Here is a 24,426-nt window from a genome sequence, read left to right on the forward strand (position 1 = left end):
AACCGTTAACTACCAACCGAATTTCTTATCTTTGCACTTCTAAATTTTAATAATGAATAAGTACATAAAAATTGTAATTGCAGCACTTCTTATTATTGCAGGTCTTTATCTGATGATCTTCACAAGAAGCTTAGGCTGGGGAATCGTAGTATTTCTTCTTGCGGCATTGCCTATTTTTCTTTTCTTTAAAAATGAATATATCCTTTTGGCATTCTGGCAATTAAGAAAACAGAATATGCAAAAAGCAGCAAGTTATTTAACCGGTATTACCAATTATCAAAGTCAGCTTCACAAATCTCAGTATGGATATTTCCATTATCTGCAAGGGTTGACATTGGCTCAGGATCACCCTACAAAAGTGGAACCTTTAATGAAAAAAGCGCTGGAATATGGTTTAAATATGAAGCACGACAGAGCAATGGCGACATTAAATCTTGCTGTGGGGGCGATTTCTAAAGGAAGAAGACAGGAAGGTCAAAAACTATTGGAAGAAGCAAAAAGATTAGACACTGCAGGAATGATGACTGATCAGATCAAAATGATGAAAGATCAGTTGAAAATGCCAACGATGCAAAAGCATATGCATAATCCTAACATGAGACAGAGAGGGAAGTTCTAATTTAGAATTTTCTAATAAAATATAAATGCACTTGATTTTTTCAGGTGCATTTTTTATTTTTAATCATTATTGTTTTAAATATGATATCGTGAATACTATCTGTTTTGACGCTCGCTTCGCTCGCGCCGTTCTTTAATTATGAGAAATTATTTTCTTAACTTCTAAATCAAAATCTTAATGGTTTGAATCTGCAATTACATTTCCGAACTATGATCATGCCCATAAAATTTGGGGATCTGCCAATGATATTTTACAGCCAATGTTCTGATTCCTACAATTAATAGAATGGTGAAAATCTGAATAAAAGTATAAGAAAGATTCGTGAATTTTGTCATTAATAAAAATGCAGAACCCCCAACAATACAAGCTGTAGCATAAATTTCTTTCCTAAAGATCAATGGAATTCTATTCAATAAAATATCCCGGATAATACCTCCGAAACAGCCGGTAATTGTTCCAAGTCCGATACATATTAAAGGATGAATATCTGCATTCAAACCTTTCTGAACTCCGATTATGGTGAACAAACCCAATCCGAAACTATCGAAAATAAATAAAGTAACCTGAAAATTTTTCTCCAAAGATTTAAATATCATTGAAAAAATACTTGTGATGATAATCACGGCACAAGTTAAAAGATCGTGCATCCAGAAAACCGGAATGTCTAATAATAAATCTCTCACAGTTCCGCCTCCAACCGAAGTTACAAAGGCAATAATAAGTACGCCGAACGGATCAAGCCGTTTTTGCATCGCTGCAAAACTTCCCGACATCGAAAAGGAAATCGTTCCGAGTACTTCTATGGCAAAATTGAACTGTTCGTGCATATAATATAGGTGATAAATAATAATTAATGAATGATTTCTTCATAAGCAAATTTTCTACCATTGTATCAATTATCATTTATCGCTTATCAATTATTTTACTTTTTTCGGAACCCTAACTGCTTCGGGAACTAACAATTCATACTCGCCGCTGTGATTGATAATTTCTCTCACAATACTGCTGCTGATGAAAGATTTTCCTGATGAGGTTAATAAGAAAACGGTTTCTAATTTTTTATGAGCTAATGTTCTGTTGGTATGAGCAATGGCTTTTTCAAATTCAAAATCTGCGGGATTTCTTAATCCTCGAAGAATGTATTGAGCATTTTTTTCAAAGCAAAAGTCAACCGTTAAGCCTTCAAAATAATCTACTTCAACGTTTGGAAATTCAGCAACAGAATTTTGGATGAACTCCATTCTTTTTTCCAACGGAAACATGTATTTCTTTTGAGAATTTTGTCCTATGGCAATGATTAATTTATCAAAAAGCGGAGCCGCTCTTTCTATAATGTCGTAGTGTCCTAAAGTGATAGGATCAAATGATCCCGGGAAAACAGCAATTTTCATGTCTTAAAGAGTTTTGAATAATTGGTATTTGGTTTTTAGTGGTTAGTAGTTTCCAAACACTAAAAACCAAATACCCAACACTAATTTCTAATTTTATTTAAAGCTTTTTCAACTTCGTTTCCACAAAGATCTGTGATAGAGATTCCATAAATTTTTGCCTGTTGAGGTAGAATGCTTGCGGGAGAAAATCCAGGATTCGTATTCATTTCCAACATATAAGGAATGCCGTCCATCAAAATAAACTCACTGCGCGAAAAACCACTCATTCCAAGAGAATCATAAGCCCTTTTTGAAATTTCTTCTACTCTGATTCTTGTTTCATCATCGATTCTTGCAGGGGTAATTTCTTCGGAAGCACCTTCATATTTAGCTTCATAATCGAAAAATTCGTTTTGAGGAACAATTTCTGTAATTCCTAAAACGATAGTTTCACCTTTAAAATCAATAACGCCTACCGAAACCTCCATTCCGTCTAGGAAGCTTTCAATTAAAATTTCATCATCTTCTTTAAAAGCAATTTCTGTCGCTGCAATTAATTCAGACTTTTCTTTCACTTTAGAAATTCCCAGAGAAGAACCGGATTGATTAGGCTTAACGAAAACAGGAAGTCCCAGATCATCAATAATCTTATCTACATTAATATCTTCTCCTTTTCTTAAATAAACACTTTTTGCAGAAGGAATTCCGTATTTAGACAATACTGCTAAAGTATCTTTTTTATTAAATGTTAAAGCGCTCTGGTAAAAATCACAACCCGTATAGGTTTGCCCGATTGCATCCCAATACGCCTGTAAGATTCCATTTTCGCCTGGAGTTCCATGGATAATATTAAAGCAGACATCAAATTTTAGTTGCTCATTATTATTTAATGTCACAGAGAAGTCACCTTTGTTGATTGCATATTTTTTATCGTTTTCACCTAAAAAATACCACTCATCTTTAAGAATAACTACTTTATATACATCATATAGATCTCTGTCTAAAGAATCATATATTAATTGACCGCTTTTCAGGGAAACAACATATTCGTCGGAATAGCCTCCCATAACTACGGCAACAGTTTTTTTGCTCATAACCATATAGTATCAATTAGGGCAAATTTAATGATTTTATACAATGCAATACGGGAAATTCGGAAAATTTGAAATCAAAAATGAATTGTGTTAAATAAAAAGGACTTTCTAAAATTATTAATTATATTTGCCGTTATAATTAAAGTCTTTTTAAGTATGCTTAAATCACTTTTCAATTGGAAAGTTTTACTGAACTTATTAGTAGCCATCGCAGTTTTTGTTGGGTTGGTATGGCTTACGTTTCGTTGGTTAGAATACCATACGAAACATGGTCAGGAAACGCCGGTTCCAAATGTAGTCAATAAATCTGTATATGAAGCTGTTAAGATATTAGAAGACGCAGGTTTAGAATATTCTGTAGACAGTGCTACGTATGATCCTAAATATAGAGCTTTTCAGGTTCTTAAAATGTCTCCATTTGCAGGCTCTCGTGTAAAAGACGGAAGAGCTATTGAATTGAGAGTAAACCCTAGAACTTGGGCACCTGTTGCGATTCCTGATGTTATCAATAAATATTCAGGATTAGCCTTCCAAAGAATAACTCAGGTTGGATTAAAGGTTGGAGACACTATTTTTGAACCAAGTATCCAAAAAGATGCTATTATTCGAGTATTATTCAAAGGAAATGCAGTAAAACCGGGAACATTGATTCCTAGATTCTCAACGATTGATGTTGTAGTAGGTTCAGGACCTATGAGAAATATCTCAATACCAAATGTGGTAGGATTAACCGTGAAAGAAGCAAGAGGAGTTATTGCAAGAAGTATGTTTGAAGTTGGTCTTGTAGAACATGACGACGGAAGTAAAGACGAATCTGATATTATTTATTATCAGGATCCTGCTTCGGGAGATGTCAGGGATCAGGGAATGCAGATGGATCTCTGGGCGAGTAAGAAAACTCCGGCAGAATTAAGTGCTAAAATAGAACAGTTAAATTCGATATACCGTATGAAGGTTGATACATCATTACCTCCTGTACGTTACGAAGAAGTTCCGAATTATCAGTCTGCGCCTGAACCTGTACCTGTTGCTCCCGCACCTGTACAAAGAACGGAACCTGTAAAAACAGAACCTAAACCGGCAACAACAAAACCTGCCGCTTCCACAACTGAAAATAAACCAAAAGCTTCCGCAAGTTCTAATACGAATGGTGGAAGTAATAATAAAACACCAGCGACAAGTACGCAGCAACCCGCTCAAAAGCCGAAAGCTAAAAAAGTAGTCGTAGAATAATATCTATTTATTGTAAAAAATAAGGCTTCAACTTTCATAATGTTGAGGCCTTTTGTGTAAAAAATAAAAATAATGACAGAAGATAACGAAGATTTTATAGATGAAGAATTATTAGATTCCAACAGTATTGATTCTATTGATATTGATGAGGAGAATAGCGGGTTGTATGAGCATCTTAATATCACTGTTGATAAAAAGCAAGAGCCATTAAGGATAGATAAGTTTCTATTAATTTATCGTCAGAATTCTTCACGAAATAAAATCTCACAAACCTGCAGAGCCGGAAATGTTGTTGTTAACGGATTACCCGTAAAACAAAACTATCGTGTAAAACCGGGAGATCAGGTCTCTGTGTTGTTAGCTCATCCTCCGAGAGAAAACTACATAATTCCTCAGAACATTCCTATTAATATTGTTTATGAAGATGATGATCTTGTGGTGGTAGATAAAGATCCGGGAATAGTCGTTCATCCCGGATTCGGAAACTGGGATGAAACTTTAGTAAATGCACTTGCCTATCATTTTGAACAAAATAATGAAAAGTCTGATCTCGACAGAGTAGGACTAGTTCATAGAATTGATAAAGATACTTCAGGATTATTGGTTATTGCTAAAAATGAGTATGCTTTAAGTTTCCTTGCCAAGCAGTTTTTTGAAAGAAAAACCAAAAGATTATACTGGGCTTTTGTATGGGGAAATGTGAAAGATGATGAAGGAACAATAACGGGACACATAGGAAGACATCCTAAAAATAGAATGCAAATGCATACCTATGTAGACGGAAGCCACGGAAAACACGCTGTAACCCATTATAAAGTCCTTGAAAGATTTAAGTATATGACTTGGGTGGAATGCAAATTAGAGACGGGAAGAACCCATCAGATAAGAGCACACTTCAAACATATCGGTCATACGCTGTTTAATGATGAAAGATATGAGGGGCATACACCGTTGAGAGGAGTTAACTTACCTAAGTATAAGCAGTTTATAAAAAACGTATTCGAAGTTTTGCCAAGACATGCGCTTCATGCCCATACTTTAGGATTTATACATCCAACTACGAAAAAGGAATTGTATTTTGAGAGCCCAATGCCTCAAGATATGACGGATGCCGTAAAAAAATGGAGAAATTATTTAGAAAACTAAAAATATATTGAGAATTTTTTTATATTTGTTGAATTGAAATCAAGATTTGTTATGAGAAAACTATATGCTATCGTGTGTTTGGCTCTTTTGTCAAATGCATATAAAGCACAAGAAACATTACCATACTATCAACAATATCTTTTGGATGGTGAGTTCCTGTTCAACCCTGCACAATACGGTAAAACGGACTATGTTCAGCTTAATCTCAACTACCAACAACAATTTTCAAAGTTTAGCGAGTCTCCAAACGTACAGTCTGTGGGGATAAACGCTAATATCTTTGATAGAGTAGGAGCTGGTATTTCTGTTTTTAGAGATAGTAATGGACCTATCTCGGCTGGAGGTATTACAGCGGGTGCTTCATATTTCATTCCTCTTAGCAGTGAAGGAGAAAGAAAAGATCAATTCTCTTTCGGTACAAGCGTAAGCTTCTATAATATGAATTTTGATTACTCAAAGATTAACACAGAAGATGCTTCTGACCCTCTATTGCAGGGTAGCGAGAGTAATATCTTTATGGCTTATGCCAACTTTGGGGTAGCGGCTACTTATCACAATATCTTTGCGGGTGTTTCTGTAAACGATATCGCTTTAACGAATGACGAGTCTATCGTTAACGGTCGTGAGCCTTCTCCAATCAAATTCTTCTTAAACTTAGGATATGACTGGCATTTTGCAGACAATATGTATGTAACACCATCTGCATTAATCAACCTTAATACAAACTCTACAAGAACGATTGATTATAACTTAATAGCAACGTTCTTTAACGATATCAATTCGTTCTCTTTCGGGGTAAACTATAGATCTGTTCAGAATAGATTTGATAGCCAACAATTAAGTATCTCTCCAATTGTTAAGGTAAGATTTAACAAATTTATGATCGGAGCAAGTTACAACCTTGGATTATCTGATATTCAGGAATATGGAGGAAATAGCTTCATGATCGGTCTGGGTTATAACTTTGATAACTTCATTAATCACAGAGGTTATAGATATTAATCAATTTAATTTAAATAAATTTGAGCTCTGATTTTTTCAGAGCTTTTTTTATGATTTATATTCACATCCCGTTCTGTAAACAAAAATGCAGCTATTGCAATTTTCATTTTTCAACATCTTTGAATTTTAAGGATGAAATGATTGCTGCCATGAAGAAAGAAATCTTTTTACGAAAAGATGAACTGCAGAATAAAAACCTGCATTCCCTTTATTTTGGCGGTGGAACGCCTTCCATTCTCTCCGTTGATGAGATCAATTCTATGATCGATGAGGTTTTAAAACATTTCAGTTTTGAAAAAGATATTGAGATAACTTTGGAAGCCAACCCCGATGATTTAGATAAAAACTTTTTAAAAGGACTATCAAATTCTCATATTAATCGATTGTCGATAGGAACTCAAAGCTTCTTTGAAGAAGATTTGAAGTTAATGAACCGTGCACATAATGCCTCCGAAGCAGAAAGTTCTATCAAAAGAGCTCAGGATTTTGGCTTTGAAAATTTAAGTATTGATCTAATCTACGGTTCACCAACCTCCAATCTTGCCATCTGGAAGGAAAATTTAAACAAAACAATCGCTTTAGAAGTTCCTCATATTTCTTCTTATGCGCTAACAGTTGAGCCAAAAACAGCGTTGGAAAACTGGATCTCGAAAGGTAAAGTTGCTAATCCAAAGGAAGAAGAGCAGAATGAAGAGTTTTATTACCTCTCAGATTTCCTAAAAGACAACGGTTTTGATCATTATGAGGTGTCAAATTTTGCGAAACCAGGCTTTTATTCAAGACATAATTCTGCGTATTGGAAGTATAAAGAGTACTTGGGAATCGGTCCATCTGCACATTCTTACAACGGTCATGATATCAGAAGTTGGAATATTGCCAATAATCAACAATATATTAAGAAATTAAACTCAAATATTTTAGCTAAAGAAACAGAAATTTTGTCTCAGGAAGATCAATTTAATGAAATGATCATGATTGGTTTAAGAACAATTTGGGGTGTAGATCTTGAAAGTTTGAATAATAAATTCTCAAATAAGATTTTAGATACGTTTCAAAACGATATTAAATCTAAAGTTTCTGATGGTATTTTAGTAGTTGAAGACAATCATCTTAAGATTCCTGAAAAGCATTGGTTTATGGCAGATGGAATTGCTTCGGATTTGTTTGTAGTTTAGATTGGAAGTCAGAAGCATGAAGTTAGAAAAGTTGTTTGTGAAAAACTTCCGGCATCCAGCTTCCAGCATTCAACAATTTCACTATTTTTGTATAAAATTTCAGCTCACTTGAAAACTAAAAAAGTAAATTACTCGCATCTTTCAGCAAAACAGCCTATCGGAATTTTTGATAGCGGGGTTGGAGGATTAACGGTTGCTAAAGAAATAAAAAGGCTTCTTCCGAATGAAGATCTGATCTATTTCGGAGATACAAAACACCTTCCATATGGTGAAAAATCAAAGGAAGCGATCATCGAATATTCTACAAAGATCACCAACTTTTTGTTGGCTCAAAATTGCAAAGCGATTGTAATTGCCTGCAACACGGCGACGGCAAATGCTTTGAATGAAGTGATGCAGTCTGTTGCCGGAAAAGTTCCCGTAATTGATGTAATCAATCCTGTTGCAGAGAAAGTTTCATACGAAATTCATACTAACGTTGGAGTTATTGCTACAAAAGCAACCGTAAATTCTGGGTTATATAAAAAGAGCATCAGAAAGCATAATAAATGGATCAAAGTTGATGAATTAGCAACGCCTTTATTGGTTCCTGCGATTGAGGAAGGTTTTAAAAATCATCCGATTACACATGCAATTATTTACAATTATTTAAGTAACAGTAAATTAAAAAATATTGAGACATTGATCTTAGGATGTACCCATTATCCGTTGCTGATCGATGAAATCAAACAATATTACGGAAACCGAGTTCGTGTAATTGATTCCCCGAATATTGTTGCCAGTCATTTGAAGATCATTTTAGATAAATATAATTTGTTGAATGAGAGCAATCCAAAGCCAAATTATCATTTTTATCTATCGGATCTCACCAAAAACTTTGAGAAAATATCAAAAAAGTTCTTCGGAAAAACGATCGACTTAGAATTAAAAGTATTATAAATAAAAAAAGACTCAGCGATGAGTCTTTTCTTTTTACATTTCCAAAATTATTTTTTCACTTTGTAATCTTTTCTTTGGATTTAATTTGGGTTGATTGCTGTCATCTTCAGCTCTTTTTCCGATAGCTACAGCAAATAACGTTTCATACTTATCATTTTTTAAAATATCATCATACTTTTCTGGTTCAATTCCTTCCATTGGGGTAGAATCAATTCCCATATCAGCACAGGCAGAAAGAAAAACGCCCAGAGACAGATAAACCTGATGTCCAAGCCATGATTTTATGGCTTCTTCACCTTTTGGTTTTACAAAGCTTTTGTAATAATTAATAGGACCTTCGGGAAGATTTTCCTCAATCTGTTCTTCAAAATCTTTAACGTTTTTGATCATTTGAAACACAACCAATTGACTGCTGTCTACAATTTTCTCTTTATTAAAATAAGAAGCTTCGGCCAATTCAGTTTTAATTTCAAGATTATTTACAAACACAAAATTCCATGGCTGGCTGTTAATGGAGGAGGGGCTCAGATTCAGTATTTCTTTCAATTGAGCTACTTGTTCTTCACTAATTATTCCTTTAGGATTGTACTTTTTTACAGTATACCTCGTTTTCATTTTTTCTAAAAAATTCATAATTTTATACTATCATTTTTATAGTTACAAAATTAATTTAAGTTTACTAACTTTGCAATAACGGTAAAAAATGATAGTATAAAATGTATAAAGTAGATGACAAATCATATCCTTGCTGCACCAGCGTCACCATGCGATTTATAGGTGGAAAATGGAAAGCAGTAATTTTGTTTTATTTAATTGATGGAGCAAAAAGGTATAATGAATTGAGGAAATTAATTCCCACAATAACGGAAAGAACATTAAGTCTTCAATTAAAACAATTAGAAGAAGACAATATTATTGATAGAAAAGTTTTCACAGAAAAGCCACCTTTAATGGTAGAATATTCATTAACAGATTTCGGAAAAACATTGCTTCCAGTGTTAAAAGAAATTACAAAATGGGGGCAGGATGCGGTAGAAATTTCAAAAAAAATAACCAAGAATTAAATTTCCTGGTTATCTATTTCTACTGTTTCTGCAGTATTCGGTTTAAAAAAACTGAAACTCACGTTTCCGTATTTTCTGGTTTCTAAAAAGTTGGGATGATCAAATTTCAGTCTGCTTTGATGTTCAACAATCAGAACACCGTTTTCTTTTAAATATTTGTTATTTAATACTAAAGAAAGCAGTTCGTAGTATTTTTTTTCTTCCATCTCGAATGGCGCGTCAGAAAAAACGATCTCAAAAGATTTTTTATTTCTGAATTTTTTTAACCAGTCAAAAGCATCTCCTCTCTGAACGCTCACCTGTACAGACATATCAAGTTCTGAAGCAGTAGAATTAAGGAATGAAGTGTGTTTTGGATTCATTTCTACAGACGTTACGTCTTTGCAGCCTCTTGAAGCAAATTCGAATGTGATAGACCCGATTCCTGCGAAAAGATCCAGCACGGAGATCGACTGCATATCATACGTGTTTTCTATGATACTGAACAAAGCTTCCTTTGCAAAATCCGTCGTAGGTCTTACATCAAAATTCTTTGGAGCTGCTATTTTTTTGGCTTTCCATCGGCCGGATATTATTCTGTACATTCTTTTAGGGTTTAGGTGATGGTTTTAGGAATTAGAAAATATTAGAATAGGAACTAAGCCCTAAATCCTCATTCCTAGTACCTAATTCAAAATGAAATTCTTATTAGGAACATTATCAAATACAATTTTTAGATTCTTTACAAATTTTTGTAATTCTGAAATAAAGGTTTCATTTTCAGTAGTTTCTCCGTAAGCAAAAAAACTGGTTTCATTAATTCCAAAACCTATTTTACTTAACGTAAACATTACAAAATAAAGAAAATCTACCTCCGAATTTACATCCAGATTATTGTATAAGATGATTTTTTTATTGTCAATGGCAAAAAACTCACACTGATTATGATACAAATTAATGTGAATTTCTTTGTTATTTTTATTGTTGATTGAATTTAAAAACTTTTCTCCAGAAAAATTAAAATGAACCGGAATCGCCAATTCTTTAATTTTCTTGTAAAAATTTTTCGGAAAAGTATAGTAAAACTGAACCTTGAATTTTTTATTCACAGAAAGCATCAGTTCTTCATTTTCTTTATCCACAGGAGCATTGAAGGCAATTAATTCAAATCCGGCATCATGCTCCGAAAATCCTTCAGGCATTAGAGTAAAATGGTTCAGTGACGAGATTACATGAATTTCGTCAAATCTTTGTTTTATTAGAATATTATCCAGTTGATCAGCAATAAAATTTTCCGGAGTTTCTTCTGTCACAAAATAAGATTTTTCCTCCAAAACGCTTTTATTCTTAGCTATTTGGTAGATCAGTCCGTCTTTGGTAAAAAGTAAATTAAGTACGTTCATATTACAATTGTTGCAAATTTAGTGAAATTCTACCATTACCGCACCTGATTGATGATGAAGTATGTCTTTATTGTAAAAATCGAGATTACTTTGGCTTTCCAACACATCGAAAACCATTCTTTGCAGAACACCATCGCCAATTCCGTGAACGATTTCCAGCCTTTTTAAATTATTTTTCCTGCAAAATGCAATGGTTTCCAATAACTTTTCTTTTTGAATGAAGAGTCTTTCAAAACCGTCATAATCATTAGGATTTTTAACTAAATTATGAAAATGTAAGTCTAAAATCAAAGCATTATTTTGATGTTTTTTTGAAACAACCTTTTTGGGTTCGGGTTTTCTTACAACTTTAATATTTTCATAAAGATCAGCATTTTTAGGAACCAATTTCTCTTGTGGATATTGATAGGTAAATCCATATTCGTCTTTAAAAACCACAGTTTTTCCGTGAACGGAAGTCACAATTCCGCTTAAATCTTCGTCTACCACAGAAACTTTATCACCTATCTTCATAATAATTTTTAAATATAAACACAAAAGACACAAATAATATCACGAATTTCCACAAATTTAAATCGTGATATTTGTGAAAGTATTAGTGATATTCTTGTTTAAAATATCAAATTTTTGGACCTAATTCAATAACCTCAAGATCTTTTATTTCTTCACCATCAACCACAAAACGCATCATTGTTCTCATTTTATGCCAACCTTGTTTTCCGCAAGCTCCGGGATTAAGATGAAGAAGATCGTTTTTTTTGTCATACATCGCCTTTAAGATATGAGAATGCCCTGAAATAAATAATTTCGGAGCTTTTTCAGCAATTTCTTCTTTTGTTAAAGGGGTGTATTTTCCGGGATAACCTCCGATATGAATCATTAAAACTTCCAGACTTTCACAAAAAAATCGGTTTACTTCAGGAAATTCAGAACGGATTTTAGCATTGTCAATATTTCCGTAAACGCCTTTTAATGGTTTAATTTTTTCTAATTCTTCAATAATCTCGAAGCTTCCAAAATCTCCGCAATGCCAAATTTCATCAGCTTGTCGGGCATATTCTAAAATTCGGTCATCAATATAGGAATGGGAGTCGGAAAGGAGGAGGATCTTGGTCATTTATCTAAAAGTTCTTTCAGTAATATTTTCATCATATTTCTCTTTAAAAATAGCAACACGCTCAGAATTCAATTCTCCATCATGACTAAGCACTCTTTCTTTGATCAGCCATCTTATCAATTTTTCCATTCCTTTTCTGGAGTTCATGAAATTGGCAATTTTTGCGATATCAGTTGATTCTATTTTTACTTTCTCAGTTAGAAAATTTAGGATAAAATAATCATCGTTTACATATTTTGGAGTTTCATTATCCATATATCTGTAAAGCAAAATTTCCTCATCATCTTTCATGGAAAAGAAAGAGTATTGAGAAATGTTGATTTTTTCAACTTTTAAAATCTGTTTTCCGTCAAGCAAAACTTTATCGTCTTTGATAATGGCTTCCTGTGAAAAATATAAATGAAAACTGATTGTTAATAAAAAGAAAATTAATAGCTTTTTTGCTGTCATTTTTTAGTGTTTAAATCAAGATACAAATTTACTCAATAAATGTTGAATTGATTAACTTTGAAAAAATTTAAAAATAATGAAGCATAACTTTTCCTTGTTCTTTATTTTTCTTTCTCTGATGTCTTTTGCGCAGGTTGAAGAAAAAAAACTGGATGAATTGATCCAGAATACCTTAAAAACTTTTGACGTTCCCGGAATGTCTGTCGGAGTAATCAAAGATGGTAAATTGATCTATTCTAAAGGGTTTGGAGTACGTTCTTTAACGACAAAACAGCCAATGGACGACAATACTTTGGTGGGAATTGCTTCCAATTCAAAAGGTTTTACCTGTACGGCATTAGCGATTTTAGCAGATGAAGGGAAGTTGAACTGGGATGATAAAGTTTCAAAATATATTCCTGAATTTCAAATGTATGATCCTTATGTTTCTCAAAATGTTACGATTAAAGATTTAGTCACCCACAGAGCAGGATTAGGCTTGGGACAAGGTGATTTGATGTTTTTTCCTGAAGGCGGAAGTTTAACGGTGAATGATATCGTTCATAATGTAAGATATTTAAAACCTGAAAATCCTTTCAGAACGACTTTAGATTATAACAATATCATGTTTATAGTTGCCGGAGAAGTGATTCACCGAGTTTCAGGATTAAGCTGGGCGGATTTTATTGAACAGAGAATTATGAAACCTGTTGGCATGACCTCAAGTTTCGGAAGCTACAACAGAGCAAAAGCCATAACCAATAAAATTGATGCTCATGCACCTGTAAATGGAAAAGCGATTGCAGTTCCTCACGACTGGAACGAAACAGCCAACGCTGCAGGTGGAATTATGAGCAACATTAAAGACATGACGACTTGGGCAGAATTTTTATTAAATAATTTCACTACAAAAGACGGCAAAAAATTAGTTTCAGATAAAAATGTTCAACAGCTTTGGAGTTTACAGATTCCGGATAAAGTAGCGGCAAAAAGTCCTTATGATACTAGCTTTTACGGTTACGGAATGGGTTGGTTTTTAAGTGATGTGAAAGGTCACAAACAAGTTCAGCATACAGGTGGATTGATTGGAACCGTAACTCAATTTACCTTAATTCCGGATATGAAATTAGGAATTGTAGTCTTGACAAATCAACAATCTGGAGCAGCTTTCAATACGATCACAAATACGGTAAAAGATTCTTATTTAGGAGTTGCAGACCGAAATTGGCTGAAAACTTACGGTGAAAGAATGGCAAAAAACGAAGCTGTTTATGAAAAACAAAAGAAAGAAGCTTTTACAAAATCTGAGACATTTAAGAAAGATAAAAGTCTTCAACCGAAAGCAGAGCAGTTTGTAGGAAGTTATAATGATGTTTGGTTCGGAGATGTAGAAATTTCTCAACAGGGGAATAATTATAGAATTTCGTGCAAAAATTCTCCTAGATTAAAAGGTGAACTGCTTCCGTATTCAAACAATTCTTTCATTATAAAATGGGATGACAGAAGTTACGACGCCGATTCTTACATTATTTTTAATTATAATGAAAATGGAAAAGCAGAATCTGCAAAGTTGAAACCTATTTCAGATATTACGGATTTCAGTTTCGATTTTGATGACCTGGATTTGAAGAGAAAGTCGTGATTTTTAAATATAATAAAAGCTCCAAAATGTTGGAGCTTTTATTATATAAGGGAAATTGATTCAATTAAATTTTCCCCGGCTCATAAAAAAATAATAATTTCTTATTCGCTCCATCAAATTCAGACCACGAATTGCAGTCGATTTCAAAACCGGCAACACCGCATGTCGGAAAATGGAAAATATCGTCAGAAATGGAATTCGCAAAGTTAGAAATCCCATTATTATGTGAGAAAATAGCTACGGAATCATGATCATTATCCAAGTCATAAATTACAGATTCAAAATTTCTTTCCGATGGATTATACAATTTTTCATCAGTCATAATGTTGATCTGATAGGCTTGATTGAAAATTTTGCACGTATTCAAAGCACGGACAGCCGGACTCGATACCAGATAATCGATGGAAATTTTATTGGATTTTAAAAATCTGGACATATTCATAGCATCTTCTAACCCTTTGTCTGCCAGAGGTCTGTCGAAATCCTCTGTTTCTTCCGGCCAGTCGCTTTTTGCATGTCTTACAAGGATGAGTTTCTTCATAATTTCGTTTTTGGAAGATTAAAATTATAAAAAAAATAATGGAATAAAACATGATTCATAAAAAAAACTACGTCACGAATAAAATCATTAAAATTTACTAAATTTGCAAACTTATGGGACAGATCCTTGCAATAGACTATGGAAAGGCTCGCTGCGGTATTGCGGCGACAGATGACATGCAGATCATTGCGAGTGGTCTCGATACGGTACAAACTCAATTTTTAATGGAATTTTTGAAAAAATATTTCACCGAAAACAGAGTAGATGATATTGTTGTAGGGCTTCCTACAGATTTGAAAGGAAATATTTCCGAGATAGAAACTGATATTCTGAAATTTATAGAAATATTTAAAAAAGAATTTTCAGATATACCCGTTCATCGCTTAGATGAGAGATTTACGTCCAAAATGGCTTCGTTTTTTATTTCTCAAAGTGGGAAAAGCAAAAAACAGAGACAGCAAAAAGGATTAATAGATAAAGTAAGTGCAACCATCATATTGCAGAATTTTTTAGAACAAAGAACAAGATGATTTTACCGATAAGAGCCTTTGGGGATCCTGTTTTGAGAAAAGTAGGCAAAGATATAGACAAAGATTATCCCGATTTACAAGAATTGATTGACAACATGTTCGACACGATGAACAGTGCCAACGGAATTGGTCTGGCTGCTCCGCAAATTGGTCTTGACATCCGTGTATTTATCATAGATGTTTCTCCATTAGCGGATGATGATGATTATGAGGATATTAAGGATGAATTGAAAGATTTTAAAAAAGTTTTTATTAACGCCAAAATTCTTGAAGAATCTGGTGAAGAATGGAAATTTAATGAAGGATGTCTTTCTATTCCTGACGTAAGAGAGGACGTTAAGAGAAAAAGTAATATCCTTATAGAATATTATGACGAAAATTTCGTTAAGCATACGGAAACTTTTTCCGATATTAGAGCCCGCGTAATTCAACATGAATATGATCATATCGAAGGAACGCTGTTTACCGACCATTTAAGCTCTTTGAAGAAGAAATTGGTAAAAGGTAAATTAACAAAGATTTCTCAGGGTGATGTAAGCATTAGCTACAAAATGAGATTTCCGAAATAGTTTGAATAATTAAGTAAAAAAAATAATAAACTGCAAAAAGCTTTCACACTAGGCTTGCCGAAGTACAAAAGCCGATTGCTACATTTAAAAAAAATAAAATTATGCTGTTAGAAAAAATAATTTCAATCTCTGGAAAACCAGGACTTTACAAATTAGTTTCTCAATTAAGAAACGGTTTTATTATTGAAGATGTTACTACAAAAAAGAAAGTAAGCATTGGAAACTCTAGCCAGGTAAGTTTGCTGGATAATATCGCTATGTTTACGTTTGACAAAGAAGTTCCTTTGTTTGAAGTATTTGAAAATATTGCTAAAAACCAAGATTATAAAGAAACTATTTCTCACAAATCTACTGATGCTGAGTTGAAGGATTTCATGGGTGAATCTCTTCCAAACTACGATACAGAAAGAGTTTATGCTTCTGATATCAAGAAATTGGCTCAATGGTACAATATTTTACACAAAGCGGGATATATTACTCCTGAAAGTTTTGTAAAAGCTGAACCTGAAACTTTAGACCCGGTAACAGGTGAAGTAACTTTAACAGATAAGGAAGCTCCTAAAAAAGCAGCTCCAAAAGCTGACAAACCTGCTGCTCCGAAAGCAAAAGCTTCATCTGGTGCAAAAGCAGCTACAAAAAGTACACACAGAAAAATGGGATAGTCTATCTATCTGAATTTTTAAATATAAAGCCTTGTTGAGAATTTTCTTGACAAGGTTTTTTGTTTTCTCGCAAGGTTAAACAAAGAATATTGAAAGTATTAATAATTATAAAGATAAACCCAGCCACTTTGCTTATTTTTGAAATACAATTTGTTTTACTTTGATAAGTTTACGCCTTTGTCTAACTTAATTTGCATGATGCAGTTTATTATTCTTTGTTTATCCTTGCGATAAAATTTCATTCCTTAAATTTGTATCACTTGAATTCTTAATTATGAATACCAAACAGGAAAAACTAGAAGCTTTCGGAAGATTGTTGGATATTATGGATGATCTGCGCGAAAAATGTCCGTGGGATCAGAAGCAAACGTTAGAATCACTTCGTCATTTGACGCTTGAAGAAACTTACGAGCTTTCAGATGCCATTTTAAAGGGCGATTTACAGGAGATTAAGAAAGAATTAGGTGATGTTTTGCTTCATCTTGTTTTCTATTCGAAAATAGGTTCTGAAAAAGAAAGTTTTGATATCGCTGATGTTATTAATTCCTTAAATGAAAAATTAATTTTCCGTCATCCTCATATTTACGGTGATGTAGAAGTGAAAGATGAAGAAGAAGTAAAACAGAATTGGGAAAAGCTAAAATTAAAAGAAGGAAATAAATCTATTTTGGGCGGAGTTCCGAAAAGTCTGCCGAGTTTGGTGAAAGCTTACAGAATTCAGGACAAGGTAAAAGGAATTGGTTTTGAATTTCACGATGCAGAAGATGCCTGGAAAAAAGTAGATGAAGAAATTCAGGAATTTCATGCGGAAACTGATTTGGATAAAAAAGAACTGGAGCTGGGCGATGTATTTTTTTCATTGATCAATTATGCAAGAATTTCAGGAATTAATCCCGATTCAGCGTTGGAAAGAACTAATTTGAAATTTATCTCAAGATTTCAAAAAATGGAAAATATAGCTTTAGAAAAAAATGTAAAGCTTGAAGATATGTCTTTAGAAGAAATGGATATCCTTTGGGAGGAAGCTAAACTATTAAATAAAAACTAATGAAAATGTATATTTTTTGTGCGATAACTTCGCTTTTACTTGTTGGTTGCAATCCGAAAAGCCAAACCGATCAGCCGAAAGAAGATACTTTGAAAGTAGAATTTTCTTTACCTAAAAAGTTAAAGGAAGTTTCCGGAATTACTTTGTCTCAGGATAAAAAAAGGATCTGGGCAATAGAAGATCAGGGTAATAAAAATGTCGTTTACGGATTGGATACTCATGGTAACTTGGTTGCCGATGTTTTGGTTGAAAATGCTGAAAATAATGATTGGGAAGATATTACAAAAGATTCTCAGGGAAATATTTACATCGGAAATTTTGGAAATAATGATAATAACAGACAAAATCTTTCGATCTTAAAATTAGACCTAAAAGATGCTTCTCAAAAAACGGCAAAAGCTGTTCAGACTACAAATTTTCATTATGAAGGGCAAACAGAATTTCCTCCAAAAAAATCAAATTGGCTGTATGATTGTGAAGCTTTCGTAGAAATGGATGGAAATTTTTATCTGTTCACAAAAAATAGGAGTAAAGGTTTTGACGGAACTTTTCTTGTTTTCCAAGTTCCTAATAAAGAAGGCGATTTTGAAGCTAAATTAATTGGTAAATTGAAACTTCAGGGAGGTTACAGCGACGCTGCGATTACTTCAGCTACAATTAATAGTACAAAAGACAAGATCGTTTTATTGACCCATAAAAATATTCATGTACTTTCAGGATTTACGAAGAATGATTTTAATTCAGCTAAAATTCAGAAAATACCTTTAAATCATAATTCTCAAAAAGAAGCAATTGTTTTTGTTGATGATAAAACATTACTGATCGCTGATGAAAAGGATAAAAAAATAGGAGGAAATGTTTATAAATTCTCTTTTTAAATTTAAATCCTCACAAAGTTAATTTGTGAGGATTTATATTTTCTTGAAATTTTATTTTTTATGGTGTAAGATATGAGATATAAATATTACCACTTGATAACCTAAAACTTTGTGTATAACGACAACGAATTCTAAACGTTTCACCGGTATTGAAAAAAGTGATAGAAGACAAGTTATGATTAATTCCAAGTGTCCTTTCCCCATGGCCTGTTGATATAGCTGCCAGTGAAGCGGAAGAAGGTGAGACTTTTTGAATGTAAGAGTTTGCTGTTCCTGCGGTATATCCATTCCCGTTGAGACTTAGATCGTACGTTATGTATGGTACGATGTTATAGAATCCAGGTTTTACTACTGTAAATATTCCATTACTTGAATTGTAGGTTAAATAAGCATTATCAATTTTATTAGTCACATTATAAACATAGGTTTGTGAATAACTTTCATGAGTGCTTACAGGATTGCTCCCTGTGCCGGTATAGCTTCCACTGCTTGGACTAATATTTGTTTTATTGCCGACAAAAATTACCTTTAGGAAATTTTCAGATTCTATATTTCTCCATACAGGTGTATTTCCGTTTCCATTCGACATTAAAAATTCTCCTTTATTTCCAGAATTTCCTTTCGTTCTTGAATCACCTCCTAAATTCAAATCTTTTACAACCTGTAAGGTACCGTTAACGTGCAGTGTATTTTGTGGAGTAGGAGTTTGAATACCAACTTGGGTATAGTGAATTGCGGACACAAGGAATAATGCCATGCAGAATAGCTTTTTTTTCATCAAATGTTTTTTATTTATTGCAAATATATTTTTTTTAATTAAATTGATATTTTTAATTAATTTTAAACATATTAGGCTATGAGTGCGTATTGTATATGTTGTTGATATTATTTACTTATTTTGCTATTTATATTTATTTTATGCATTTGTATTCATTAAATAAATGCTATAAAAAAATATTTTTTTTAAATGCAAAAAATTTTTATTTGGTGTTATTTAAATCGAAAAAAGCTTCAGAAATTTTTTCTGAAGCTTTTAACTTTATTTAGGATAAATTCTTTTTAGAAAGTCATTCCCACACCACCGGAAATTCTACCACCATCAGAGCCGTAGAAATAATTCAGTCTTGCGGAGAACATTTCTACAACGCTGATCCAGAATCCAACTCCGGCAGATTGATGCCATTTGTTAGAATATTCATTGTCATTCCAAACTCTTCCAATATCGTAACCAACCAAAACTCCCATGTTGGCAGGAACAATAGTATTTCTAATTCTTCCAAAATCCCAACGGATCTCTGAGTTATTGGTAAAATAGGATCTTCCTGAGAACCTGTCGTTTCTGAAAGCTCTCATTCCATTATTTCCTCCGATGGCTGCAGCCTGATAAAATTCAAAATTATTATTGTTGATCCACATTACATTACTTGAATTAGCAAAAATAAAATTTCCTCTTTTATCAAGTCTGTGATCAATGGCTAAAGTTCCTGTTAAGGTTAAAAAGTTTTTATCGAAATTTGAAAGATTGGTTTTCCAGTCAGCATTCACAAAGAATTCTAATCCTAAAGTAGGGAAAGCTTTGTTATCTAAATTTTTAAAACTAAAAGTATAGTTTACTCCTGCAAATTGTTGATTGTTAAAAACTTCGGGTCTTACGTCAGAGGATTGGTCTACAAATCGGTCGCCATTTCTCTGTACTTTATTATTCTCAAAAGTAAGCTGAAATTTATTTTCAAGATTCATCCAGCTTTTCTTAGAAATAGAAGGTGCAAAATTAATTTTTGAAATTCTGGCTCTGTTGTATTCTCTTTCTACATTTTCTTTATCATATTCGTTTTCATTAGACAAACCAAAGAAATTTTCTGAGAATCTTGGAGTCGTAAAAGATGCATCTAAATTAAAATCCCAATCAGAAATTGCCTTCTTGAAAATTCCTTTATATACTAAATTAAATCCACCCGTTGCAGTATAGAAATTAGCCTTTAAACTATGTTTTTGGGTATAAGGATCGCGAATGAAATTATTTACCGTATAATTCGCCAAAATACCGATAATCAAACCGTCATCAGGATTGTAATCAGCATTTGGATACCCTGCTACAAAATTATATTTCGGGTGTTTATAATTGTAGGTATTGACATCATAATCGTCGGAAATATGTTTCGCTCCGGAGCCAGTATAGGTGTTTTTCTGAGATTTAAAATCATAGATTTTCACCTTACTTCCACTGGAAACATTATAGATATCGTGGTTGTAACCTCCAATAAGACGGATATTCATTTTGGGTCTTCCGTCTCCCGAAACTTCGTAAATATCATCATCTTCCAAACCGTAAATCCAAAGTTCTTTTGTTTTAGAATCACTGTAAGTTTTTTCGAATACCAACTCGGGATTTTCTTTGTTTTTGTCTAATTTATATTGTTTTACTTCAACAGAATTTCCGGTTTTGGTAATCACGAATTTATCGGGATTTACAGTTCCTGCTAACGGAACTTTTTCCTGTAGAACATCATAATATCTTGTTGCGTAATCCTGCAGTTTCGTTTTTCTTAATTTTAATTTTCTTTGAATATCAGCAATCGTTTCATCTTTTACTTCCTTTGGAATATTGTTGAAAGCTTCATCAATATCTTTATCAGTAAGATGCTCTTGGATGTATTTTGCCTGTGCGATCCAGTCTTCTTCGGTAGAACCTTTTAAAAATACTAGATCTAATGGATAAGGTTCCATATTGATCCATTTTACATTTTTAATGTCATCTTTAAATGTTTTCATGTGACGAATTGCAGGAACATTCATAATGATTTTGAAAGCTGCGCCATCATATTTACTGAAAGCCTGATCTCTGTCTCTTGGGATTGGTTTATAAATTGTTTTGTCGCCATCCTGATATTCTGCCCATTTCCATTGGTCGGAATGCCTGTCCCAATCGCCAATCAACATATCAAAAATTCTTGCTCGGATGTAAGATTCCTGATCTACAGAATATTTGTAATTTTTAGTGAAACTTTTCAAAACATCATCCGTTGAAAGAATGTCTTTTGCATTATCAAGAGACTGTAAAGTTTTTGGATCTGATGAAAAACGTTCTTCAATCATGTACATTTCGTCGCCATAACTTGTATTATATTCGCCCAGACCTTGTTGTTTTGGTATATAAAACAACCTCGGATTGCTGTGGAAAATATTAAGCTTATCTGCCATATTTCCAACTGAAAATGAAGTAAATGGATGATTAGTAGTATAAAAATCCAACAAGAATTTCTCTGGAAAGGTATTGTTTAGCTCATTTCCGAAGGTACTTTTCTTGAAGGCCATATTATTCAGGAAACGAACGGCGCTTTTCTTAACACCTCTCATTACGAATTCCTGTCCGTCTTTAGATTTTAGTCTCAAACTGTTGGATTGATTTCCACCGCCTTCTCTAAAAGGAGTGTAGCCACCATCCAGCTCAGAAATATTTGCCGTTGAAGCTTCAATAGGCATTCCGTAATAATTTCTGTAATGCTTACCCCAAAGCCAAGTGTAAAATTTTCCTTTTTCGGTTAATTTTTTAGGATAAATTGTAGATGATACTGTTGCCGGAAAAGAGTTAGGATAATTGTTTACAAATACATCAGGCTTTGAAACAACTGAAATATGAGTAAGTTTTTGGAACTTATTATCTTTTGTTGAAAAAAATTCTACATCAGAACTTTGATCTTTTCTCATATTTAAAACAGCAAAACCATTTCCTCCATATGAAAAATCACTTTTTTCAGCGATCGTTGCAGGATCGGTCTTTGAACCGGCTCCGCTAATGATTTGTCTGATATTTCTTTCTTCGTGATACTGTAAATTATGATCATGCCCTGAAACAAAGATCACATTTTCTTTTTCCTGAACAATACTTTTCAATCTGTTGGCAAGGTCTGCATAATGTTGATTATTAATATCTTCTAAACTTGCGCCCGATGAACTTCTCAACACATTGATCAAACTTGCTACCCCCGGAACCGGAACTTTACTTTTTAATGGAAAAAGATGAGATTTTGGAGAAGTATAGCCCGCATGAGTTCCGCTGCTGATGATTGGATGATGAAGCGCAACAATGATTCTCTTGTCCTGATTTTTATTAACTAAATCTTTAAATTCAATGAAAAGATCTTCACGGGTTTTGATATTGCAGTTTTTATTGATCCCTGGATATTGATCCCAGTTTATCAAAGCCCATTCTGTATCAATTACAATTAATTTAATGTCTTTGGTAAGGTTAATATCATCAATCGGACATGAGTTTTTGGGTAAAAAAGATTTTTTATCGTTTAAATAAGATTTAACAAAATCTTCCTGAGCTTTTAATCCGTCCAAACCATGATACCAATCGTGATTTCCCGGGATAACTAATGTTTTTCCTTTGAAATTTTTCGTGATCGAAAGTTGATTTTCCAGTTTTTGTTTGGCCAGAGCATAATCTTTATCCGATTCTTGCGGCATTCCTGAAGGGTAAATATTATCTCCCAAGAAGATTAACATTGATTTTTCGTCTGCAGAATCTAGTTTGTTTTTAAGCAGATTCAACGTATTCTGAGCCTGAATTTCGTCTGCATTGCCTGCGTCTCCGACTAAGAAAATTTTAAAGTCATTTTCAGATTTTATATCAGAATTTTTAACTTCAAATAAGTTTTTACCCTTTTTTACGTTATATGTTGCGCAGGAATAGACAAGTCCTGCGAACAATAATAGTCTAAGGAGATACGAAATTTTTTTTAGATGATTTTTCAAGGATAAATTCATAAATTTACAATAACAAAAATTCAGGAATGAGCATTTTACACAAAGCCAAAGATTATGTTGAAATCTTATTCAAAGATAAGTTATCTTCGGTATATTTTTATCATAATTTTATTCATACCACTTATACGGTAAATAAAGCTGAAGAAATCATGAAAAATACACCTGTATCTGCTGAGGATCAGGAAAAAGTATTATTGGCACTTTGGTTTCATGATACGGGTTACATAGAATGTGCTCAGAATCACGAAGAAAAAGGCGTAGAGATTCTGAAAAATTTTCTACAAAATGAAAATTATACGGAAAATTATATTGAAGATGTTTCTAAACTGATCTTAGCTACCAAAATTAACTATGAACCTCAGAATCTTTTAGAAAAAATAGCTAAAGATGCAGATTGCAGTCATTTTGCAAGTCACGATTATAATGATATTTCTGATGCTCTGAGAAAAGAGTGGGAGCTTACCAATGTAAGATGTTTCTCTAATGACGAATGGAATGCGGGAAATCTGGATATGCTTAAAAACAAGCACCAATATTACACCGATTATGCCAAAGAAAACTGGAATCCTTTGAAAAAGAAAAATATCAAAAAGATCGAGAAAAAATTAGAAAAAGAAGAGGATAAAAAAGATAATTCCGAAAGCAAAAAAGAATCGAAAGAGCCAAAAGAACAAAAACCGGACAGAAGTGTTGATACTTTGTTCAGAGTAACATTGAATAATCACACAAGATTAAGCGATATTGCAGACAGCAAAGCGAATATTTTACTTTCTGTAAATGCAATCATTATCTCGGTTTGTCTTTCTGTTTTGGTTCCGAAATTGGATACTCCAAAAAACTCACATCTTATTATTCCGAGTTTTGTGTTGTTGTTATCTAGCGTTTTGACGATCATTTTTGCCATCTTATCCACAAAACCGAACGTTACCAAGACCAATTTTACCAATCAGGATATTGCCGACAGAAAAGTAAACCTTTTATTCTTCGGAAATTTCCATCAGATGCTGTTTGGAGATTTTCACAATGCAATGAAAGACCTGATCCAGGACAGAGAATATATCTATGATTCTATGGTAAAGGATTTGTATTATTTGGGGAAAGTTTTAGATAGAAAATATAAGCTTTTGTCGATCACATATAAGATTTTTATGGCAGGAATTATTATTTCTGTTCTGTCTTTTGCGTATGCTTTTCTTTCGTTATAATTTTAAAT

26 protein-coding genes are annotated in these 24,426 nt (G+C 33.2%); 14 read left to right on the forward strand and 12 right to left on the reverse strand.

All coding sequences use genetic code 11. The annotated features are described in order from the left end of the window. Positions 1 to 52 precede the first annotated feature (52 nt). Positions 53 to 619, forward strand: coding sequence for a DUF2892 domain-containing protein (locus EG348_RS10060; protein WP_123982958.1), 567 nt, complete (start codon positions 53 to 55; stop codon positions 617 to 619). Between the two features lie 194 nt (positions 620 to 813). Here EG348_RS10060 and EG348_RS10065 read toward each other — a convergent pair whose 3' ends face one another. From EG348_RS10065 to EG348_RS10075, 3 genes are all read right to left on the reverse strand, one after another. Beyond that, positions 814 to 1,446 (reverse strand): trimeric intracellular cation channel family protein, encoded by a 633-nt coding sequence (locus tag EG348_RS10065; RefSeq protein ID WP_123982960.1) that lies wholly within the window; start codon positions 1,444 to 1,446, stop codon positions 814 to 816. 90 nt (positions 1,447 to 1,536) lie between these two features. Beyond that, positions 1,537 to 2,010, reverse strand: coding sequence for a pantetheine-phosphate adenylyltransferase (gene coaD / locus EG348_RS10070; RefSeq protein ID WP_072411746.1), 474 nt, complete (start codon positions 2,008 to 2,010; stop codon positions 1,537 to 1,539). An 80-nt stretch (positions 2,011 to 2,090) separates the two neighbouring features. Beyond that, positions 2,091 to 3,083, reverse strand: a complete 993-nt coding sequence (locus EG348_RS10075) for a D-alanine--D-alanine ligase (protein ID WP_123982962.1) — start codon at positions 3,081 to 3,083, stop codon at positions 2,091 to 2,093. Between the two features lie 156 nt (positions 3,084 to 3,239). Between EG348_RS10075 and EG348_RS10080 the strand changes: the two genes are divergently transcribed. The 5 genes from EG348_RS10080 to murI all read left to right on the forward strand — a co-directional run bounded on the left by EG348_RS10080 (position 3,240) and on the right by murI (position 8,578). Then, positions 3,240 to 4,316 (forward strand): PASTA domain-containing protein, encoded by a 1,077-nt coding sequence (locus EG348_RS10080; protein ID WP_123982964.1) that lies wholly within the window; start codon positions 3,240 to 3,242, stop codon positions 4,314 to 4,316. Between the two features lie 72 nt (positions 4,317 to 4,388). Beyond that, positions 4,389 to 5,462, forward strand: a complete 1,074-nt coding sequence (locus EG348_RS10085; RefSeq protein ID WP_123982966.1) for an RluA family pseudouridine synthase — start codon at positions 4,389 to 4,391, stop codon at positions 5,460 to 5,462. Positions 5,463 to 5,513: 51 nt separating this feature from the next. Further along, the gene (locus EG348_RS10090) at positions 5,514 to 6,464 is read left to right on the forward strand and encodes a type IX secretion system membrane protein PorP/SprF (RefSeq protein WP_123982968.1); all 951 of its coding nucleotides are present in this window, start codon (positions 5,514 to 5,516) and stop codon (positions 6,462 to 6,464) included. Between the two features lie 50 nt (positions 6,465 to 6,514). Further along, positions 6,515 to 7,639, forward strand: coding sequence for a radical SAM family heme chaperone HemW (gene hemW / locus EG348_RS10095; RefSeq protein WP_123982970.1), 1,125 nt, complete (start codon positions 6,515 to 6,517; stop codon positions 7,637 to 7,639). A gap of 108 nt (positions 7,640 to 7,747) precedes the next feature. Continuing rightward, positions 7,748 to 8,578 (forward strand): glutamate racemase, encoded by an 831-nt coding sequence (gene murI / locus EG348_RS10100; protein WP_123982972.1) that lies wholly within the window; start codon positions 7,748 to 7,750, stop codon positions 8,576 to 8,578. Positions 8,579 to 8,611: 33 nt separating this feature from the next. On the opposite strand, the gene EG348_RS10105 is transcribed toward murI, so the two are convergent. Beyond that, positions 8,612 to 9,211, reverse strand: coding sequence for a nitroreductase family protein (locus tag EG348_RS10105; RefSeq protein WP_123982974.1), 600 nt, complete (start codon positions 9,209 to 9,211; stop codon positions 8,612 to 8,614). An 83-nt stretch (positions 9,212 to 9,294) separates the two neighbouring features. Here EG348_RS10105 and EG348_RS10110 point away from each other — a divergent pair, with 83 nt between their 5' ends. Next, a complete protein-coding gene (locus EG348_RS10110; RefSeq protein ID WP_123982976.1) occupies positions 9,295 to 9,642 on the forward strand; it encodes a winged helix-turn-helix transcriptional regulator in 348 nt (115 codons plus the stop codon). Here EG348_RS10110 and EG348_RS10115 read toward each other — a convergent pair. The 5 genes from EG348_RS10115 to EG348_RS10135 all read right to left on the reverse strand — a co-directional run bounded on the left by EG348_RS10115 (position 9,639) and on the right by EG348_RS10135 (position 12,591). Further along, positions 9,639 to 10,226, reverse strand: a complete 588-nt coding sequence (locus tag EG348_RS10115) for an RsmD family RNA methyltransferase (protein WP_123982978.1) — start codon at positions 10,224 to 10,226, stop codon at positions 9,639 to 9,641. The two genes, EG348_RS10110 and EG348_RS10115, sit on opposite strands and share 4 nt — an antisense overlap. Positions 10,227 to 10,307: 81 nt before the next feature. Further along, complete coding sequence (locus tag EG348_RS10120; protein WP_123982980.1) at positions 10,308 to 11,024, reverse strand: DUF3822 family protein; 717 nt, start codon at positions 11,022 to 11,024, stop codon at positions 10,308 to 10,310. An 18-nt stretch (positions 11,025 to 11,042) separates the two neighbouring features. Then, entirely contained in the window at positions 11,043 to 11,537 is a 495-nt protein-coding gene (locus tag EG348_RS10125; protein WP_123982982.1) for a Smr/MutS family protein, read from the reverse strand. 106 nt (positions 11,538 to 11,643) lie between these two features. Continuing rightward, positions 11,644 to 12,141, reverse strand: a complete 498-nt coding sequence (locus EG348_RS10130; protein WP_123982984.1) for a metallophosphoesterase family protein — start codon at positions 12,139 to 12,141, stop codon at positions 11,644 to 11,646. Continuing rightward, positions 12,142 to 12,591, reverse strand: a complete 450-nt coding sequence (locus tag EG348_RS10135) for a hypothetical protein (RefSeq protein ID WP_123982986.1) — start codon at positions 12,589 to 12,591, stop codon at positions 12,142 to 12,144. It abuts the gene before it with no gap. A gap of 76 nt (positions 12,592 to 12,667) precedes the next feature. Between EG348_RS10135 and EG348_RS10140 the strand changes: the two genes are divergently transcribed. Next, entirely contained in the window at positions 12,668 to 14,212 is a 1,545-nt protein-coding gene (locus EG348_RS10140; protein ID WP_123982988.1) for a serine hydrolase, read from the forward strand. Between the two features lie 64 nt (positions 14,213 to 14,276). On the opposite strand, the gene EG348_RS10145 is transcribed toward EG348_RS10140, so the two are convergent. Further along, the gene (locus tag EG348_RS10145) at positions 14,277 to 14,753 is read right to left on the reverse strand and encodes a SixA phosphatase family protein (RefSeq protein ID WP_123982990.1); all 477 of its coding nucleotides are present in this window, start codon (positions 14,751 to 14,753) and stop codon (positions 14,277 to 14,279) included. Positions 14,754 to 14,866: 113 nt separating this feature from the next. Here EG348_RS10145 and ruvX point away from each other — a divergent pair, with 113 nt between their 5' ends. From ruvX to EG348_RS10170, 5 genes are all read left to right on the forward strand, one after another. Then, positions 14,867 to 15,283 (forward strand): Holliday junction resolvase RuvX, encoded by a 417-nt coding sequence (gene ruvX / locus EG348_RS10150; RefSeq protein WP_123982992.1) that lies wholly within the window; start codon positions 14,867 to 14,869, stop codon positions 15,281 to 15,283. Then, complete coding sequence (def, locus tag EG348_RS10155; RefSeq protein WP_123982994.1) at positions 15,280 to 15,852, forward strand: peptide deformylase; 573 nt, start codon at positions 15,280 to 15,282, stop codon at positions 15,850 to 15,852. The genes ruvX and def overlap by 4 nt, the downstream gene beginning before the upstream one ends. A gap of 101 nt (positions 15,853 to 15,953) precedes the next feature. Beyond that, positions 15,954 to 16,514, forward strand: a complete 561-nt coding sequence (locus EG348_RS10160; protein ID WP_123982996.1) for a DUF5606 domain-containing protein — start codon at positions 15,954 to 15,956, stop codon at positions 16,512 to 16,514. Between the two features lie 274 nt (positions 16,515 to 16,788). Beyond that, entirely contained in the window at positions 16,789 to 17,562 is a 774-nt protein-coding gene (mazG, locus tag EG348_RS10165) for a nucleoside triphosphate pyrophosphohydrolase (protein WP_123982998.1), read from the forward strand. Further along, complete coding sequence (locus tag EG348_RS10170) at positions 17,562 to 18,440, forward strand: hypothetical protein (RefSeq protein WP_228414857.1); 879 nt, start codon at positions 17,562 to 17,564, stop codon at positions 18,438 to 18,440. The genes mazG and EG348_RS10170 overlap by 1 nt, the downstream gene beginning before the upstream one ends. 58 nt (positions 18,441 to 18,498) lie before the next feature. Here the strand turns inward: EG348_RS10170 and EG348_RS10175 are convergent, their stop codons facing one another. Further along, positions 18,499 to 19,218, reverse strand: a complete 720-nt coding sequence (locus EG348_RS10175; protein WP_123983000.1) for a hypothetical protein — start codon at positions 19,216 to 19,218, stop codon at positions 18,499 to 18,501. Between the two features lie 281 nt (positions 19,219 to 19,499). Continuing rightward, a complete protein-coding gene (locus EG348_RS10180) occupies positions 19,500 to 23,201 on the reverse strand; it encodes a metallophosphoesterase (protein WP_228414858.1) in 3,702 nt (1,233 codons plus the stop codon). A 38-nt stretch (positions 23,202 to 23,239) separates the two neighbouring features. Between EG348_RS10180 and EG348_RS10185 the strand changes: the two genes are divergently transcribed. Beyond that, positions 23,240 to 24,418, forward strand: a complete 1,179-nt coding sequence (locus EG348_RS10185) for a Pycsar system effector family protein (RefSeq protein WP_123983004.1) — start codon at positions 23,240 to 23,242, stop codon at positions 24,416 to 24,418. Positions 24,419 to 24,426 lie beyond the last annotated feature (8 nt).

The organism is Chryseobacterium sp. G0201 (assembly GCF_003815655.1).
GTDB lineage: Bacteria > Bacteroidota > Bacteroidia > Flavobacteriales > Weeksellaceae > Chryseobacterium.